Raw genomic sequence first — 17,908 nt, 5'->3', positions numbered from 1 at the left:
TTAGTGTGATCTGCTTATTCTTTCCTGTAGATCTTCAGGGCTTCTTCAACGCTTGCTTCTTCTACGGTTATGGCGTAGACAGCGTTGCACATGCGTACAGCTTCATCCAGGGATTTCTGGTGGATATTTCTTCCGGTTGCATTCCCCTGGGCTCCGGAGATGTGGATCTGGTCGTGGAGTTTTTTGAGGAAAGCCTCGGCGTCATCACTTGAGCCGCCTGCGCAAACGACTTTGGTGCGCCCGGCTGCTTTTACGGCTTCCTTGAAAATCTCGGCAGATTTTGCCCCTTCCTTTTTCGGGTAATTGACCTTTACAAAGTCAGTCCCCAGGCAGGCTCCGACTCCTGTTGCCCCAGCGATAAGGTGCGGGTCCTTTTCGTCTTTTACGGCAGTTCCGCGGGGGTAGATCCAGAGTACGGACATCATTCCATGCTGATGAGCATCATAAACTACCTGGGCGGCCTGCACAAGCATCTCGGCTTCAAACTCGCTGCCTAGATAGATCGTATACCCAACGCCAAGGATATTGAGTCCGCTGTTTTCCTTAAACTCGGCCACCTGGTCAATGTCATACCAGAGGTTGCTAAAAGGATCAGCCTGGGAAGTTTCCACGAGGTGGGTCTTGGAGTTTACCTTTACAAGATAGGGGATATCCCTGTAGTCCATGCCGTAGCGGGCAATCAGCCCGAGCTGAGTTGCAAAAACTCCTATCTTGCTCTGGGATGCGACCCTGAAAAGGTGTTCCGGGTCAGCATCGTCTTCAGGGACCCCTTCTCCAAAAAAGTCATCATTCAGGTGCTCTACTTTCTGGTCTCCGGCAAAAAGCATGAGCTTGCCGGTGCCTTTGGTAATCTCCATGTAATTTTCCACATATGTGTCACGCATTGTTTTCGGGACATCTAAAGGCACGATTACGTCTTCTTTGTTAATTGAAACCATGTGTATAAACCTCAGTCTGATTGAGTAGCAGTCAATTGGATGATAAGTGGTACTGGATGATTTAGTTAAAAGGTAGGTAGTAATACGAGAAATGATTTATCTAGTTTATTCTTCTCAACTATATTTAATTATTTTCTCAGTTGAACTGCTGGTGCATTGCATCAGGATCCTCCCTGCTCCAAACTTCCTGACGCTTCCCAATCTCTTTCCTATTGTTGTTAAAAAACTATTCGATTAAGAATTATTAAGCGTTTCGGAAATTTAAAACCGGATCAATTACAAGGTTCAAGTAATGAAAAAAAGTAAAGCATAAAAATTGCATAAAAACTCCCGTGTAATAGAATATTTATGGGTATAAAATGAGGTCCTGAAAAGGCCATGTGAAAAGTAAATTAAAGCAAAAAAGTATGAGTTTTTACGCCGCTTGCAGGGCTCGAACCTACGACATTCTGGTTAACAGCCAGACACTCTACCAACTGAGTTAAAGCGGCTTTCTGATCGGTATGTTTATTATTTTTACCTTAGAACCTTCTTATACAAGAGATTCTTTGGATATAAAGTTTATGGGCCTGACCGGATTTGAACCGGTGACCGCTCGGTTATGAGCCGAGCGCTCTAACCTGACTGAGCTACAGGCCCGAATTGTTTCTATGGCGCTTTGGTAGTTGTTAGTAAGGCTTTAATTATAAACTTTTTGCATGTGTTTCTATTTTCTAGAAAAAGCGCTATAGTATATGCAAAAGTTTTACGCCGCTTGCAGGGCTCGAACCTACGACATTCTGGTTAACAGCCAGACACTCTACCAACTGAGTTAAAGCGGCTTCTGGTATCGGGTGTGCTTTTTTGCCCACCTCTCGCGAACATTCCTAAAGCGATGATCTTATTTATATATTTCGCTTGACGCCCTTCTCACAAACTGTAGTAAGGGGTAACCTTGGGGAAATCTGCCGGCAGTAAGTACATTCTATTCGACATAATGTCATTTTACCAATGCCTTTATTTGATTTTCTTTCAATTTACTTTTCATTCATCTACTATATCTATTTGATATCTTTGAATTTAATCTTCATTCACCTGCGATCTATTATTTGATTCCCTTCCAATTTAATATCTATTCAACTAATGTCTTAATCCGGTCTATATTTTCTTTTTTCTTTAAGTTTCTGCTCCCTTTTTATATTATCTCCAAGGATTCCTTTTTCCGCCTATTTTAATGTCAATATTTATTTGCGAGACAAACCTTATATCCTATCATGAATAATATATTTGATTAGCTTTTTACAGCTTTAAGTATCGAAGTCGGATAGGCTTTGTTTTAAGCAACGTAAATTCATTTTAGCTTAAAACTCCTTTATTTAAGGACCTGTCCGGGGGATTTCAACCAGTATAAAAGCCGCTTCGGGCTTTATAGTAATGTTAGCATCAGGGGTTTAAGGTCAGTTGCTCTCTGTACTGTTGGGTATCTTTTCAGGCTTTTTCTGATATTAAAGGCACTCTTCGGGTCCTATCGCGCTTCTGGCCTCTTAACCTCACAGGTTAAAAATGGAGAATAAGGGGGCTTATTCACGAAACATCTAAAAATATGTCCAAAATGCAACGCTAAGCTTAAATTGAGTCAAGATGGTGGAATGCAGTACTGTAGCATTTGCAAGTACTGGACAAAAACAGGCACTGCAAGGCTCGACTCAATCATGATATATGACTGAGGAGTCTGCATGGAAAATTTCAGTGTTCCTATGGTTTGCAGTGAATGCAAGGTCCAGCTGAAACGCCAGGTTATAGATTCTAATGTTTTCTACTACTGCAGGAGTTGCGGACGCATGAGTTCTGAGGTCTGTTTCTCCGGGGAAAGTGGCATGACTCATGCTCAGAAACCACTGGCTGCCCAAAGGGTGTCTTCTGTTACAGAGCTGGAGGTCTCTGAAAACGCCCGGAATGCTATGGTAGAGACCTGACCTGAAAAAAGTTTTTGGCACGGGAAAGTTAGAATATTCAAATTTAGTTTTTTGAAAATGAGCCTGAAAAGGCTCTAAATTTTTACTTTTTTAATAGCTATAATATTTTTTAGCTCTGGATATATGAAACTCATCATTATTCATTTCCAGGTTTTCTGCTCTTTTGCTCTATTTCTCAACTGGAGTCGGACTGGATAAAGCAAGCTAGTTTTTGTCGGAAAAACCTGTCGGACAAAACGCGTAAAAAAGTAAATCTCGTCAAGATGATTGATTAAAAATCTCTCTGCAAAAAAATGAAGAGAAGTGGAATCTGTAAAAAAGAAACGTTATATTTTGCTGAAAAAACCGTTTACTTTTTCACTGTCCGGCTTTGAGCAATTTGCAAACGTTTTCCACTTCGGTCCGGAACTCATCCTGGGAGATCCCGAAAAGGCCTGCAAGATACATGGCACCTCCGGCACCTGCGCCTTCCTTGATTGTGCCTGTCTCGTACCTTTGAAGCCCTTTAAGGGATGATTTCCCAAAGCCAGGGTCAGCAACATAGACTACTGGTACGCCCAGGGCTCTTGTGATCTCGACAAAATGTGCGGATTTATCTTCTACTACATAGCGGGTTGTTGCAATTGAGAGCTTTTCGGTGTTAAAGCCCAGGTGTTTGATAACCGCGTAGACTGCTGCCATCTGAGTTCCGCCGGCAAGGACAACACTGATCTCGGTGCCCTGGAAACCTGCAACAAGGCCCGCAACAGCAGGCATCATGGGGTCTCCCATGCAGGCAACAGCTTTCATAGGGTCATCTTTCAGACAGCCAAATGTCAGGCATGAGGCTTTCATGCCTTCTTCAACAACCCTTTTCTTGAGTTCAAGAGGGTTTTCATCTGCACTGCTGCTGACGTTTCCGTTATACCCGAGCGCTGTTAAAACTCCCATTGCTGTTGTTGTGCCTCCGGGGATGCTTTCCCCGATTATTACGTGGTCTGTCTGGTTTCTGAGCCTCTTGGCAAGGAATTTTGCCCGCTCGTAGATGCCCTGTACATCTCTTACTGCAATCGCCTCCCGGATGTCCTCTCCGGGCTTTGCTTTCAGGTCAATGCACGGGACATCCGGAGTAACTATTAGACCGGAATTAATGAAATGGTAGGGAGCGTCCGTAAGCTTCAGCGCTGAACGGGTCATGATCGCAGGAGTAGGAGTATCATAAGGAGGAGTCATGGGAAGCACCGGTACACTGATAATGTTCCCCGTTTCCATAAGTTCCGCGTCCCCTGCAGGCGTATAATCCGTAAGTTCAGCCGTTTTCCCTGCTGCAGAGAGCTTCGGGATGTGTGCGGTTTTGGTATTGGAAAGTACGCATAAAAACATCGGTTTTTTAGGCTTTTTCGTTACTTCCGGTTCGATCCAGGACATAATATCTCCTCTATGAAATTAACGTAAGTTTCACACAATATTAAGATAAATTGATGTAAATCTCCTCAAAGTCTAGTGAAGAATTCTTCGACTTAGTATTTAATATTTATCGGCACTCAATTATAATTTGATTCTACTCAAATTAACTTTACTTTATTTTACTCCTATTTCGTGGTCTGTTGCTTCGTCGCTGTGAACTGCATAATAAAGATCAATTGAGTAAAGGTTTGAGGGCACTTTCAATGTATAAATGTGGTACTGTCTCCGGGTGTTTAAATGGATGTTACTGCCCTAAAAGGGTGCCTTCCCGGGAAGGGTGGCCATCTTTTTTGAAAAATAGAATTATAATTGTCTGATGGATTTTTTTTGTTTAATTTCCACTTATTTCTATAAGTCCGGATTCTTTTAAGTAAGCGGTATAAGAAGAAAATGTCCGGAATATGGGGTGCAGCTGCCCCATATTCTTTTCCGGCTGAATTTCTAAGAAAAGGCGTTTACCGGACTCAGTATGTTCTTGCAACGTAAACGCGGGTTTCGGTTTCTTCTCCGCAGGAAGGGCATTTCTCCTTTCCTTTTCCTCTCGGGGTCAGGGGAATTCCCAGGATGCCTGCTCCTATCAGGTCTTCCATTGCAAGTCCGCACTCTCTTTTGCCGCACCAGGGTATTGTTGCAACCCCTTTCTGGATCTTTTCCTTTACTTCCTCAATTTCAGTGCAGTCATAGATGCGGTTTTCAAGTCCCGTTTTTGCCTTTTCGTAGAGGCTTTCATGGATTGCCTCAAACTTCGAAAGCACTCCGGCTTCAATTTCAGGCAGAGGGATCTGCTCTTTTTCTCCGGTGTCTCTTCTTACCGCCACAGCCACATTATTTTCCAGGTCTCGAGGCCCGATTTCAAGCCTTAGGGGCACTCCCTTCATTTCCCACTTGTAGTACTTTGCCCCAGGGCGCAGGTCGCTTGCATCGATTTCAACCCTCATTCCTGCTTTCTTCAGGCGCACCTGGACATCCTTGCAGGCCGCAAGCACCTCGGCTGCTCCTTTCTTGAAGATGATCGGGATAATGACTGCCTGAACAGGTGCGATTTCGGGAGGCAGGACAAGCCCTTTGTCATCTCCGTGGATGGAGATTGTGGCTGCAATACACCTCTCTGAAATCCCGTAACAGGTCTGGTGGGCATAACGTTGTTCGCCATCAGGGGCTTCGTACTTGATATCGAAGGTCTTTGCGAAGTTGTCGCCAAGGTGGTGGGCAGTGCCTATCTGAAGGGTCTTTCCGTCAGGCATCATGGCATCAATAGCATCGGTGTAGTCGGCGCCCGGGAACTTATCCCAGTCAGGTCTCCTTGAGCGGAGCACAGGAACTCCCAGCCTGCGATATATCTCGGTATAAAGCTCAACGGCCTCCTTTACCTGGGCTTCGGCGTCTTCCCAGGTGGCATGCACGGTATGGGCTTCTTTAAAGGAAGTAATCTCCCTGAGCCTTATCAGGGGGCGGGTATGCTTTGTCTCGTAGCGGAAAGTATTGACTATCTGATAGATCTTGAGGGGGAAATCCGCATGAGACCTTATCCAGATTTTGTACATCGGATAGATGGCAGTCTCACTTGTGGGGCGGAGAGCCAGAGGCACGTCAAGAGGATCTTTTCCTCCGTGGGTGACCCAGTATACCTCATCCTCAAAGCCTTTTATGTGCTCGGCTTCTTTCATGAACTCATTTTCGGGGATAAGCAGGGGGAAGAGAGCCTCCTGGTGCCCGCTGTTATCCATAATTTCCCTGATGATGTTGTAAGTGTTTCTCCTGATGGCAAAACCGAAGGGGTACCAGACATAAAGCCCCTTTACAGGGTAGCGGACATCCATTATTTCTGCCATCCACAGGAGATCGTTATACCAATCGCTGAATTCCTCTTTTGGAGGGAGTGCTGCTTCTTTTTCGCTTTCTGCCATACCTTCACCGTATTATCGTGATCTCAGTTAATTTTTATGATAAACCTTATATGAAACGTTTTAGTCCAGATATAACGCGTCATAAAACCTCAGCAGGAAACTCCTGAGTCTTTATTCAGGGTAGTTGACTTGTTACCTTATAATGGGACGTTGTTACGTATTCTGAGCTACTGTTGTGTATTATGAAATGTTATTACTCTAATAATGGAACTTTGGGAAATGTGGCTTCCGGGTGCCGTAAAGGTCTGAATGGTCAGGCACATAGATATTTTTCCGTCCGGTTGCCTATCCGGAAGATTCTGCATATGGCTTTTCTTTATTTTGCACCTTGTGCGGCATCCCTGCTACTTTATCTGGACAGAAAAATGCCTGTATAGCCCTTGACGTGTTTGCCTTTATTGAATTAAAAGTAAATCAATTATGGGGGCTCGACCCCCGGAATCATGTCAGGGCTGTTAAAAAATCGGATAAAAGAATTAATCTCCTCCGAGGGGCTGTACATTGTCCGAAACATCATGTGCAAGTTCGGATTTGTCAACATCGAAAACTATCATGCCGGTGTTTAGCTCCTCAGCCTCTTCCTTTGAGAGTTTGGTAGCAACAGCCTTTTTCGAAATTATTGCGCTGTTTCCGAGCGGGTCTTCAATGATGATTGTGATCGTTCTCTTGCCATCGATTACTTCATTGAGCATGCACAGGAGTTCCTGGCTGCGGGCGAACTTCTCTTCATCTTTATCTTCCTGTACCCATCTGCTCGCAGTCATAAGGACATTCTGAACCCTCTGCAGCACACCTTCGACGTTCGTTATATACGAATCAGACGCCGGGCCGGGTTCGACAGCAATCCCCATTTCCGGAATGCGAATCGTTCCTGAGGTTGAGCGGACGACTCTTGCATTCAGGTCTTCCAGATTCTCAACTAACAGCTCATAGCGCATGGGCTCTTTACTGGAGAGGATCATGGTATCTGTAAAACGGAAACTGCACTGGCAGTTTGCAGTTATGTACATGATCTCCCCTAAATAGGGAATATTATCTCTCTGCCACTTCATTACAAGGTCTTTCTGACACAGAGGGCAGATGGTCCTTGTCTCAAAGTTTTCATTCTTAAAATAATCCTGATTCAATATTTTCCACCAATAATCTTTGATCTGTCGATTTTAATGCCATTAGGAGTTACAATCACAGTGTTTCCTTTGACCCCTGCAATATCTCCATGAACATCGACAACAACATCTTTCAGCTCTTTTAAAACCCTGTCCCTAAGCAGGTCATCGCTTCTGATGTTTGAGATGTCAATCATAAGGATGTTCCCGTTGTAAATCTCCTGCTTGAGTGCGGATATCTGGTTGATGCTTGAAACTTCTGCAATTTTTACGTAAGTCTCTGCAGGCTCGGCCTCAAGGACTTCTTCATATTTGCTGAGGTCAATTTCAGTGTAATCTTCGGCACTGGTTGAACTTTTTACATTGCCGCCAAGGAGTTTGTCTATGAGTTTTGCCATTTATGCACGCCTTTTGTATTTTTTTAAATTTGGATAGTACTGTCCTATATTGGGATCTATATTAATTAATTTTGCTATTATAAAGCCACACTGGTTACCAGCTTCTGTTCAGGAATTTTTCCGTTTGCTACAGGGACATTTTCTCTCAAACAGAGTCCCTCTTATGAGCTCCCTCATAACTCAAAATTCCAGAGTTTGTCTCCTACATAGGTTATTGACTTTATGGCTTTTCCTGAATCTGCATCAACCATCTGTTGCCCTTCCATAAGGGCTTTTCCTATGGCAAGAGGTTTTCTGTGTGTCTCTTCAACTATAATTACGAGATCCCCTTCTTTTATTTCGGGGTCAGCTTCCAGGATACCCGGGGCCATAATATCCGCTCCGTTTGAAACGAAACGAATAGCTCCTTTGTCTACAACAACAAGACGTTTCTGTAGCCCCATCTCAAGAGCTCCGCGGACTGTAGGGAAAAGAGTCCCCTCCATTTCAAACAGAAGAGGTCTGCCTTCCACAAGGATAAGGGAATATTCATCCAGAGTAACCTTTTCCAGAGTTTTGTTTTCCAGATCTGCCATCTCTTCACCGAAGGCGGATTCAAGGTCTTTTAACATCTTGTTCTTTGCATTTTTCCTCAGCTGAACTCTTGCCTTTATTTTCAATCAATCACCTGATTTCAAAAGGGTACGGTTATTCATAGGATAGGGTTTTTGAGCTTTTTAAAGCTTCTGTGGGTCCTCAGAGGTTCCTGCTGCAGGATATTTGCTACAGGATATTTAATCTCCCTTAAAAGTTTTTATCTGATTCTTATGGCTTTTGCCTGGTCTTTACGGTTTTTATTCAAACTTTATGCAAAGCATCATAAGAAGCACCAGAGAGCTTCCGAGAAACACCGTTTCATAGCCTAAAGGATCTATAAATAAACTTCCAAAAACCGGTACCAGCCCGAGGCCTGCATAAATTCCTGTATTAAAGATCCCCATTGCAAATCCACTTGAACTTATCCTGGATACGGCAGTAACAAGCCCTATCACTGCAGCCCCTCCCCCTGCACCAATAAATAAGAATGCCAGCAGAGGTGCTTTTATGGAGAGCAGAACACCTACAGCTGCAAGGACTATTCCTGTCCTGATTATTTTCTTATAATCCGCGCTTGCTCTCCCTGCAGCTAGGGAACTCAACATTGCAGCTATATATGAGGCTGAAATTGCAAGCCCCAGCTCCGGTTTTGTCAGGAAGTCCGCACTGTAGTCCGGATAGTTTGAAGTCAACAGGCCGGTGGCTCCGTAGAGGAGGACTGAAATTCCCCATATCTTCCAGAAACCGCTTTCCAAAAACGCTTTCCGGGCTTTTTTCAGGTGCCCGGCAGGTTCGAAGGTCATTAAGGTCTCAGTTTGCTCTCCTGAATATTCTTTATTGTTTGAGGCGCCGGATTTTTCCTTCTTCCAGCCAGAGCTGCCTGAAGATATCAGTTTCCAGGCTTCCGGAAGAAGTAAGGCAAAGGAAAAACCCGCGAGAATGGTAAAGATACTTATTGCGGTTTTGATTCCCATTTCCGCAAGCATTCCGGAGAATAAAACTCCTGCAGCCAGTCCGGCATTTAACAGAAAATTAAATTCTCCCAGACTTCGCTGGCTGTCTTTCCATTCCGCAAGCATGGAATAAGCCGCAGGAAAAAAAGCCCCGCAGCCCATACCTTCTACGAATCTTGAGGTGCCGAGAATCCACAGGTTGTCAGAAAATGAAATAAAAAGCCCCGAAATAACAGTAAGTATGATTCCCAGGCCTGCTACCTTCAGGTTTCCTATCCTGTCTGCAAGGATTCCGAATGGAAGTAGTGTAAGAAAAGCCCCTATAAAATATCCGGAGTAAAGCAGGCTTGAGACCGCAGGGCTCGCGTTTCCCTCTCCTGCAAGCTCGGGAAGGACGGGAATTGCTGCATTAGAAAGTCCCTGGATCGCAAAGACTGAAGAGTAGAGTATGAGTTTTTTCGAGTTCATGGTTTTTTTCTGTTCTGTGTGTCTGACCAGTTATTTAATTTTCTATAATTCTACTTTCCACAATCTTATTTTTCCTGCAAGCTTTAGATATTTCTGGTTTCTCAGGGATCTATTTCTTTCTGGTTCTTATTATGAATTTTTTCATCTTTTTTAGGGGATAGGGGTACCACCGTCCGGGAAGCGTCTTCCAAAGACCTTACTGTGGATACTACTGTGGATACTATCTTTCAGTTTTCTAATAGAAGGGTTCCTGCCAGGATACAGCCAGTTGCGACAAATATTTTTTCAAAGCTCAGGATACCTGTAAGGAGCCCTGCAGCGATCGGAAGCAAGGAAAGGCCTGCATATATGGTTGTGTTAAAAAGCCCCATTGCAAGACCTTTATCTGCATCCATTCTTGTAACAGCCAGGGCAAAACCTACCATTGCAATTCCTGAGCCTCCCCCGAGGCTTGAAAAACCCAGAAAGGGGTATTTGATAGCAAAAAGGGCACCAAGGGCAGAAAATGATAATCCTATCCTGATGATTGTCTTTTCCTTGACTCTAAAACGCCCAACCAGAAGAGAAGTGATCATGGCGCAGATATATAAGCTCGCAATAGCGCTTCCAAGCTGGGCTTTTGTCAGGACTCCAAAACTGTAATCAGGGTAGTAGGCTATAAGAACTCCTATTGCTCCGTTGAGCAAAAAAGAACTCAGCCATATCCCTGAATTGTGGCGGTTAAGAAGCCCTGCAACTTCGCCGAAAGAATGTTTGAAATGGTCTTTGAGAGAACCCGGACCTGGCAGTAAATCTGATTTTCCTCCCGTCCCTTTCAGGTTAATGAGCTCTCTGTGCCTGGGAAGAAGAGGGATAACCGAAAGTAAAGCCATAAAAGTGAATATAAGGATGGCACCTTTCAGGTAGATATCTGCCAGCAGTCCTGAAAATAAAGCTCCCGAAGCCAGCCCTGCATTGAATAGAAAGGTGAATTCTCCCATGCACCGTCCTGGATCTTTACACTTTGAAAGTGTAGAAAAGGCTGCAGGAAAAAAAGCTCCGCAGGCAGAGCCTTCCATAAACCTGGAAATCAGGAGGACCCACAGGTTTTCGGAGAAAAGGATAATTAGCCCTGAGATGGCTGTAAGGATAATGCCAAGTCCTATTAACCTGAAGTTTTCGAATCTGTCAGCCAGAATCCCGAAGGGAAGCATTGTTGCAAGGGCTCCCAGAAAGTACCCTGAAAAGAGCAGGCTTGATGCAAATTCTCCATACGTACTGTGATAGCGGGCTGCAAGTTCTGGGAGGATGGGGATTACAGCATTGGAAAGCCCCATAATTGCAAAAACTGCAATATAAATCAAACGCCTCTCAGGGTTCATAGAATTTAAAACTCGCAATCTCGTATAAGTTTTTTATCGTGACTACTCTCCTGAAACCTGTTATTCCTCTTTCAATATTTACGGGTTCTTCTCTTAAACATCTGTTAAATATATAATATAAACAGAAAATTCCCTATAATGTTCTTACCTGATCTCCTATAACTATTAAGCCTGTACAAACCAGTCTATTGATCTCGATTTTGGTGAAAATTGGCTGTATGGTTACTAACCGGGGAGAAATGAATAAAACACAATCAATAGTCAACAATTAAATAAAATAAATTCACCTAAATTGGCCCATCAATTTTTTTTAAAAATGGCTCTTGATGTTGTTTTTCATGGGCCGCATAGTCCCGATATTTTCTCTATTATATTTAACTAGAAAGAAATGCATAGCTATTTATATAATTACTTTGAATAGGGGTTATGTGAGTAATGTGAGCGGGAAACTTTTTTCACATACCATACCCCCCACTCCCCATATGACCCCCCACTCCCCAACCCGCTCACACTACTTCTAACTTATTTCTAATTATGCAGCTCTTTTTTCTGTTTCTTTCCAGACTCAGTTACTTTTCTGCTGCTTTTGCGGATCTTTTAGGCAGGTCTAATTTCCTTCTTTTATCTTTTCTATTATTTCGCGGTGATTTGTTTCGTGCCGTCTGCTGAACTATCAAATGTGTAATTACAGGGCACTTTGGCACTTTTATTTGGCATTTTCACCTGCGAATCTCACCTTCATAACTTATTTTATTTCTAAACGTTTATTAATTCCTTAACTCTTTTCATATTTTAATTTAAATCATATTTTTATTCATAATATAATGAGATTACCTATTATATTACCTATTATATTATCTTTTCTATTTTTCTGATCATGTTTGAGTATTTTTTAAGTCATATTCTTCTCTATAATGACTATTTATCCCATAATGGACAACTTTAATCTCTTCTTATATTGGAAGAAATTTAGTCTATAAATGTAAAATTCTCTGAAAAATTTCTATTCATCTATAAAAGCATGAGTATGCCATTCTATAATATAGATGATTTTTGCAGGAAAACTGATTGAAAAATATAATTTGATTCATGGGGTTTACTTAAAAAAACGAGTCTGTTTTTAAGGGGAAATTGCCTGAAAAAGCGGATCATCCGATAAAATAAAAAACCAGGATAAAAATGAAATGTGAAATTGGGGAAATGGATTCCCGGATTAAGGGATTCCAGATCCTTCTCTTCCCTTAGAAGAGGCCGCTGTGTATTATAAGGGATGAGAAGAGAATTGCCACCATATTCACAACTTTGATCAGGGCATTAAGGGCAGGCCCAGCAGTGTCTTTGAAAGGGTCACCTACGGTATCCCCTACTACTGCAGCTTTATGAGCTTCTGAGCCCCTTCCTCCGTGATTTCCATCTTCAATCAGTTTTTTTGCGTTGTCCCAGGCTCCTCCTCCATTATCCATCAGGAGGGCGAGCATAAACCCGACTATAATAAGCCCTATGAGAAGCCCTGCAAGTGCTTTCGGGCCAAGGATGAACCCCACAAGCAGAGGCACAATTACGGCAAGGAAACCGGGCATTGCCATCTCATGGATAGCTGCTTTTGTTACTATGTCAACACAGCGTCCGTATTCTGGCTTAGCTGTCCCTTCCATAATTCCAGGGATCTCCCTAAACTGCCTGCGGACCTCATTTACAACCTCAAAAGCAGCTTTTCCCACCGCGCTCATCGTAACTGCACTGAATATGAACGGCAGCAGTGCTCCGAGAAGAAGTCCTGCAAGCACCACAGGGTCGTCGAGGTTCAGGGACTGTCCATTAAGGTTTACCTTGTTGCGGTAGTCTGCAAAGAGAGCAAGTGCACCCAGAGCTGCAGAGCTTATTGCATATCCTTTGGTAACCGCTTTTGTGGTGTTTCCCACGGCATCAAGGGCATCCGTGACTTTTCTGACCTTAGCTGGAAGGTTTGCCATCTGGGCAATTCCACCGGCGTTATCCGTAATAGGGCCATAAGAGTCCAGAGCAACTATCATACCTGTGGTTGAGAGCATTGCAACGGCAGCGATGGCAATTCCGTAGAGCCCTATCCCCGCGTCTGCTGCTCCTCCCACGATAAAGTACGAAGTAAGTATACCTATCACAATTATTACAGTAGGCACGAGCGTGCTTTCGAAGCCTATTGATAACCCTGAAATAATATTGGTTGCAGCCCCTGTTTCTGAAGCAGCTGCGATTGTTTTTACTGGTCTGTAGCTTGTGGAAGTGTAGTATTCCGTAATCATCACCATAAGCACCATGATAACGATGCCTACGATAGTGGCATAGAAAAATCTGATGTCACCCATAAGGGAGTTGGTTACGAAATAGAAAGCAACCAGGCTGATAATTGCAGAGCCGCCTACGCCCTTGTAGAGAGCCTGCATGATCTTCCCTTCTTTTCCTATCTTCACAAAGAAGACAGATATGATGGATGCAAAGATTGCGACAGAACCCAGTATCAGCGGGTAGAGTATAGCGTTTTCGTAAGTGCCGAGAATAAGGGAACCAAGCAGCATGGCAGCCAGAGAAGTAACCACATACGTCTCAAAGAGGTCTGCCCCCATCCCTGCGCAGTCGCCCACATTGTCACCCACATTGTCGGCAATAACTCCTGCATTCCTGGGATCGTCTTCCGGGATCCCGGCTTCGATCTTGCCTACGAGGTCTGCCCCTACATCTGCAGCTTTTGTAAAGATTCCTCCGCCAACCCTGGCAAAAAGGCTGATAAGGCTGGCTCCGAAACCAAATCCGACAACTAAGTCAACGTTCCCATAGAGGATGTAAAAGCCACTTGTCCCGAGCAGTGCAAGTCCTACCACTGCAAGTCCTGTTACAGCCCCCCCACGGAATGCAACTGACATGGCTTTTTCAATTCCGTTTGATGCAGCATGAGCAGTCCGGACGTTTGCCCTGACTGAGACGCTCATTCCTATATAACCGGCAGCAGCCGAACTTATGGCACCTGCCAGGAATCCTATGGCCATTTTCAGCCCATCATCGAGCAAAATAAGAATCAGGAACGCGAGAATGATCGAAACTACTGCAATCGTTTTGTACTGGCGATTTAGATAAGCCATAGCCCCTTCCTGAATTGCACCGGCTATTTCCTGCATTTTCTCATTGCCGGTATCTTCTTTCAGGACGCTTTTTGCGAAAAAAGCAGCGAAGACCAAACTTATAATGCCTGCTAAAGGAGCAATAAATATTAAACCTTCCATAAATTTCCTATCCTTTGGTTTTGATACCCTTTCACATTATCATTTTTTTATAATTCCTTTTCAGAGTTCCTATCCTTTAGCTTCAATCTCTCTCATTATCTCCAACATGTATTTATTTTTATTTTATAACGATTTTTACATATCAATCTAGTATTAATTCTAAAATATTATTTTGAATTGGTAAAGCCTCATCTTCGATGACAGCGTAAATAGTTATTTTTTATATAAACGTTTGCGCTCCTTTGCCTCATCAAAGGTCCCTTTCAACTCCCTAAAATACGACCATTTTTTTCCTATACTTGATATTAATAAAATTCAAATCTGCAGGATCGAGGGGGGCATGTCCGGGGGCAAAAAGAGGGTTTGATAAGGGTTTTCTGAATATAATCTCCGGAGAAACCAGTGATTTTTTCCTGCATCTTTTTCGGTAATTTTTTTGACACTCTCAGTTCCGGCTATAATTCTTATAAAGAAATAGTGGATAAGACTGGAAATGTGAACGAAGAGACCATCTTTTCCTTTTGCTCATCTAATTTGGATATATATTTATTCTACTAACAAGGTAATAAGTTTCCGTATTCATCTGGCGGGGGAGAACCCCGGGTTTTTGCCCTGAGATAAATGGGTCGGACCAGATATGAGCAGGGACCGTTTGACCGTTTAACTCCCAGAGGTCTCCTGTATCAGTAAGAGTTGTTTAACCAGGATGAATCTCCTGAATAATTGGACTGTTTAACCAGCAAAAGTCGTCTAAATCACAGGAGTTGTCTAAAAAAACAAACCGATAACAAAAAAGAAGGAAAAGTCTAATCTATAAGACCGGCGGAATATTACTGTCGAGTAGATTTATATAAAATTGTAACAACGTGTCAATTCGCAATGAAATATTTTTGTTGTGCGTGGGCTGAATTCTCAGTTTCTCCAGAGTTTCAATGGAAAATCCAGTATCAATTTATATACAAAGACCCATCTATTATCACAAAAATACTTCTGAGGATATCTTTATTGAAATGTTCCTGATGTGTTTTCTGGTAGGATGGTTGAAATTATGGATATGTTAATCTACCTTGCACCAATATGTGCTCTTATTGGTCTGATTTTTGCAGGTATCTCCTACAAAAACGTCCAAAACGAAGGCGAAGGTAATGATCTTATTAAGAAAATTACTGCGTTAATTCACGATGGAGCCATGGTCTATCTTAACAGGCAATATCGTGCAATCGCTGTTTTTGTCGTTTTCCTTGCAATTGTAATTGCATTAATTCTGCCTAACGGAGTTCTCACTGCAGCATGTTTTGTTTTTGGTGCAGTGCTTTCCGCAACAGCTGGATATGCAGGGATGCTTACGGCTACTATTGCGAATGGGCGGACCACAAATGCTGCCACAAGGGGTATTGGTCCTGCTTTCAAGGTTTCATTTGCATCCGGTGCCGTTATGGGGATGAGTGTTGTAGGTCTTGGTCTTTTTGGGCTGTCTGTTTCATTTATAATTCTTTCAAGTGCCTTAGATCTGGGTCTGCTCACCACCGTGAACATTGTTGCGGGCTTTTCACTCGGAGCTTCTTCTATCGCTCTCTTTGCTCGCGTAGGCGGTGGGATATTTACCAAAGCTGCTGATGTCGGTGCAGACCTTGTAGGCAAGGTCGAAGCCGGGATCCCGGAAGATGACCCGAGAAACCCTGCTGTAATTGCTGACAATGTCGGAGATAATGTAGGAGACATTGCCGGAATGGGGGCTGACCTCTATGAATCATATGTAGGCTCAATCCTTGCAACGATGCTTCTTGCAGCATCAACAGCAGCAACTACTTTCCCTGGCATCCCGGTTCAGAACGTTGTTCTAGTTCCGCTGGTTATTTCAGCTGTTGGAATTCTTGCATCTATTATCGGTACTTTTTTTGTCCGTACAAACAAGACCGAGTCTTCAGCAATCCACATGGCATTTAATATGGGGTTGATTGCTGCAATCGTTCTTACTGTCATTGCTTCATACTTCGTTACAGGCCAGCTTCTTGGAGAGTACGGGCTGAACGTATTCTTTGCAACCGTTGCAGGGCTTGTTGCAGGTTTCCTCATCGGGCAGATTACGGAGTACTACACATCGTATGATAAAAAGCCGACTCTCAGGGTTGCAAATTCCTGTCAGACAGGCTCAGCTACAAACATCATCACAGGTTTTTCAAAAGGGATGGAATCAACTATCTGGCCTGTTATTATCATCAGTGCTGCAATCTATATTTCGTTCCAGCTCGCCGGCCTCTATGGCATAGCTATTGCAGCTGTCGGAATGCTTGCAACGCTCGGGATCTCCCTCTCAGTCGATGCATACGGCCCCGTAGCTGATAACGCAGGAGGCATTGCAGAGATGTCTCACCAGAAGAAAGAGGTGCGCCAGATTACCGATACTCTTGATGCGGTAGGAAATACTACGGCAGCTATGGGTAAGGGTTTCGCAATTGGTTCCGCAGCTCTTACTGCACTTGCCCTCTTTGCTTCATATGGTATTGCAGTGGGGCTCGATGCTATCGATGTTATGAATCCGAACGTATTCATCGGGCTTACTATAGGTGCAATGCTTCCTTTCCTCTTCTCATCAATGACCATTCTGGCTGTCGGAAATGCGGCAGGTGAAGTGGTGGTTGAAGTAAGGAGACAGTTTAAAGAGATTAAAGGTCTGATGGAAGGCAAAGCTGATCCGGATTACAGCAAATGTATTGCAATCTCAACACACTCTGCTCTTAAAGAGATGGTTGCACCCGGAGTCCTTGCCGTTGTTGCACCCCTTTTAGTCGGACTTGTGCTTGGCCCCGGGGCTCTTGGCGGACTCCTTGCAGGTTCCGTGGTTTCAGGTTTCATGCTTGCAATCACAATGTCTAATGCAGGAGGTTCGTGGGACAATGCAAAGAAATACATTGAACTCGGAAACTTCGGCGGAAAAGGATCTGATGCTCATAAAGCAGGTGTAACCGGCGATACTGTAGGCGATCCGTTCAAGGATACAGCAGGTCCTGCAATCAACATCCTCATTAAGCTCATGAGCATTGTGGCTGTTGTGTTTGCACCCTTGTTTATGTGATTTCCTAACTTTTTCCCTTCTTTTTTCTTTTTTCTTTTTAGCCTTGTTTCCTCTGTTCTTTTAGCCTTGCTTCCTCTGTTCTTTTAGCCTTGTTTCCTCTGTTCTTTTAGCCTTGTTTCCTCTGTTCTTCTTTTCCAGTGGTTTCTTTTGCTTAAATCTTTGGTAGGTTGTCTATTTCCTGTGTTTCGTATTGCCCTTTTTTGAGTATCAGAAGAATATGCCTTTTCTTCCAGTGCATCGATTCCAAATTATGGAACTAAATCTTTAGGAGCAATAAGGGCTAATCCCCGCCATTTCAATGGTGGGATACAACCCGTCAACTTCGACATAGTAACATTTATTTAAGTCAAATTGCCTAATTCCTTATTATGCCTAAAGTAACTCGTTATAGAATCTATCCAACAAAATCACAAGTTACAAAGCTGAATTCTACTTTGGAACTGTGTAGATGGGTATATAATGAAACT

At 43.4% G+C, this 17,908-nt stretch carries 12 protein-coding genes and 3 tRNA genes; 3 read left to right on the top strand and 12 right to left on the bottom strand.

Annotation, left to right across the window (positions count from 1 at the left end):
- Nucleotides 1-14: 14 nt before the first annotated feature.
- From EO93_RS12985 to EO93_RS12970, 4 genes are all read right to left on the bottom strand, one after another.
- A complete protein-coding gene (locus tag EO93_RS12985) occupies nucleotides 15-938 on the bottom strand; it encodes an aldolase (RefSeq protein WP_048162925.1) in 924 nt (307 codons plus the stop codon).
- Nucleotides 939-1,356: 418 nt separating this feature from the next.
- Nucleotides 1,357-1,429 (bottom strand) — tRNA-Asn (locus tag EO93_RS12980).
- 73 nt (nucleotides 1,430-1,502) lie between these two features.
- A tRNA-Ile gene (locus tag EO93_RS12975) sits at nucleotides 1,503-1,577 on the bottom strand.
- A 109-nt stretch (nucleotides 1,578-1,686) separates the two neighbouring features.
- Nucleotides 1,687-1,759 (bottom strand) — tRNA-Asn (locus EO93_RS12970).
- An 894-nt stretch (nucleotides 1,760-2,653) separates the two neighbouring features.
- Here EO93_RS12970 and EO93_RS12965 point away from each other — a divergent pair.
- Nucleotides 2,654-2,893 carry a hypothetical protein gene (locus EO93_RS12965; RefSeq protein WP_048133506.1) on the top strand — a complete coding sequence of 80 codons (240 nt, stop codon included), beginning with the start codon at nucleotides 2,654-2,656 and terminating at the stop codon, nucleotides 2,891-2,893.
- Nucleotides 2,894-3,250: 357 nt separating this feature from the next.
- Here the strand turns inward: EO93_RS12965 and cobT are convergent, their stop codons facing one another.
- The 8 genes from cobT to EO93_RS12925 all read right to left on the bottom strand — a co-directional run bounded on the left by cobT (nucleotide 3,251) and on the right by EO93_RS12925 (nucleotide 14,365).
- Entirely contained in the window at nucleotides 3,251-4,300 is a 1,050-nt protein-coding gene (gene cobT, locus EO93_RS12960) for a nicotinate mononucleotide-dependent phosphoribosyltransferase CobT (protein WP_048162923.1), read from the bottom strand.
- Between the two features lie 503 nt (nucleotides 4,301-4,803).
- The gene (gene proS / locus EO93_RS12955; protein ID WP_048162921.1) at nucleotides 4,804-6,246 is read right to left on the bottom strand and encodes a proline--tRNA ligase; all 1,443 of its coding nucleotides are present in this window, start codon (nucleotides 6,244-6,246) and stop codon (nucleotides 4,804-4,806) included.
- A gap of 476 nt (nucleotides 6,247-6,722) precedes the next feature.
- On the bottom strand, nucleotides 6,723-7,373 hold the full coding sequence (locus tag EO93_RS12950; protein ID WP_048133503.1) for a ZPR1 zinc finger domain-containing protein: 651 nt from the start codon (nucleotides 7,371-7,373) through the stop codon (nucleotides 6,723-6,725).
- Nucleotides 7,370-7,750 carry a cell division protein SepF gene (gene sepF, locus EO93_RS12945; protein ID WP_048133502.1) on the bottom strand — a complete coding sequence of 127 codons (381 nt, stop codon included), beginning with the start codon at nucleotides 7,748-7,750 and terminating at the stop codon, nucleotides 7,370-7,372. The genes EO93_RS12950 and sepF overlap by 4 nt, the downstream gene beginning before the upstream one ends.
- 173 nt (nucleotides 7,751-7,923) lie before the next feature.
- The gene (locus tag EO93_RS12940) at nucleotides 7,924-8,409 is read right to left on the bottom strand and encodes an RNA-binding protein (protein WP_048162919.1); all 486 of its coding nucleotides are present in this window, start codon (nucleotides 8,407-8,409) and stop codon (nucleotides 7,924-7,926) included.
- A 174-nt stretch (nucleotides 8,410-8,583) separates the two neighbouring features.
- Entirely contained in the window at nucleotides 8,584-9,747 is a 1,164-nt protein-coding gene (locus tag EO93_RS12935; RefSeq protein ID WP_048162917.1) for an MFS transporter, read from the bottom strand.
- A gap of 227 nt (nucleotides 9,748-9,974) precedes the next feature.
- A complete protein-coding gene (locus tag EO93_RS12930) occupies nucleotides 9,975-11,108 on the bottom strand; it encodes an MFS transporter (RefSeq protein WP_048162916.1) in 1,134 nt (377 codons plus the stop codon).
- A gap of 1,241 nt (nucleotides 11,109-12,349) precedes the next feature.
- Nucleotides 12,350-14,365 carry a sodium-translocating pyrophosphatase gene (locus EO93_RS12925; protein ID WP_048162915.1) on the bottom strand — a complete coding sequence of 672 codons (2,016 nt, stop codon included), beginning with the start codon at nucleotides 14,363-14,365 and terminating at the stop codon, nucleotides 12,350-12,352.
- 1,048 nt (nucleotides 14,366-15,413) lie between these two features.
- Between EO93_RS12925 and EO93_RS12920 the strand changes: the two genes are divergently transcribed.
- Both EO93_RS12920 and EO93_RS16995 read left to right on the top strand, forming a co-directional pair.
- Nucleotides 15,414-17,441: a sodium-translocating pyrophosphatase gene (locus EO93_RS12920; protein WP_048136524.1), complete on the top strand. Its 2,028-nt coding sequence runs from the start codon at nucleotides 15,414-15,416 to the stop codon at nucleotides 17,439-17,441.
- Between the two features lie 368 nt (nucleotides 17,442-17,809).
- On the top strand, nucleotides 17,810-17,908 hold a 99-nt coding region (locus EO93_RS16995; protein ID WP_156161322.1), incomplete at its 3' end, for a helix-turn-helix domain-containing protein.

The sequence above is a fragment of the Methanosarcina sp. 1.H.A.2.2 genome (assembly GCF_000979975.1).
In the GTDB taxonomy this organism is placed as follows: domain Archaea; phylum Halobacteriota; class Methanosarcinia; order Methanosarcinales; family Methanosarcinaceae; genus Methanosarcina.
Note: the sequence above shows the minus strand (reverse complement) of the source record. Positions and strands in the feature narration are given on the sequence as shown.

Bases quoted from the DNA above. Each gene is read 5' to 3' on its own strand.
- EO93_RS12985 (WP_048162925.1), bottom strand. From the start codon at position 938: ATGGTTTCAATTAACAAAGAAGACGTAATCGTGCCTTTAGATGTCCCG.
- EO93_RS12965 (WP_048133506.1), top strand. From the start codon at position 2,654: ATGGAAAATTTCAGTGTTCCTATGGTTTGCAGTGAATGCAAGGTCCAG.
- cobT (WP_048162923.1), bottom strand. From the start codon at position 4,300: ATGTCCTGGATCGAACCGGAAGTAACGAAAAAGCCTAAAAAACCGATG.
- proS (WP_048162921.1), bottom strand. From the start codon at position 6,246: ATGGCAGAAAGCGAAAAAGAAGCAGCACTCCCTCCAAAAGAGGAATTC.
- sepF (WP_048133502.1), bottom strand. From the start codon at position 7,750: ATGGCAAAACTCATAGACAAACTCCTTGGCGGCAATGTAAAAAGTTCA.
- EO93_RS12935 (WP_048162917.1), bottom strand. From the start codon at position 9,747: ATGAACTCGAAAAAACTCATACTCTACTCTTCAGTCTTTGCGATCCAG.
- EO93_RS12930 (WP_048162916.1), bottom strand. From the start codon at position 11,108: ATGAACCCTGAGAGGCGTTTGATTTATATTGCAGTTTTTGCAATTATG.
- EO93_RS12925 (WP_048162915.1), bottom strand. From the start codon at position 14,365: ATGGAAGGTTTAATATTTATTGCTCCTTTAGCAGGCATTATAAGTTTG.
- EO93_RS12920 (WP_048136524.1), top strand. From the start codon at position 15,414: ATGGATATGTTAATCTACCTTGCACCAATATGTGCTCTTATTGGTCTG.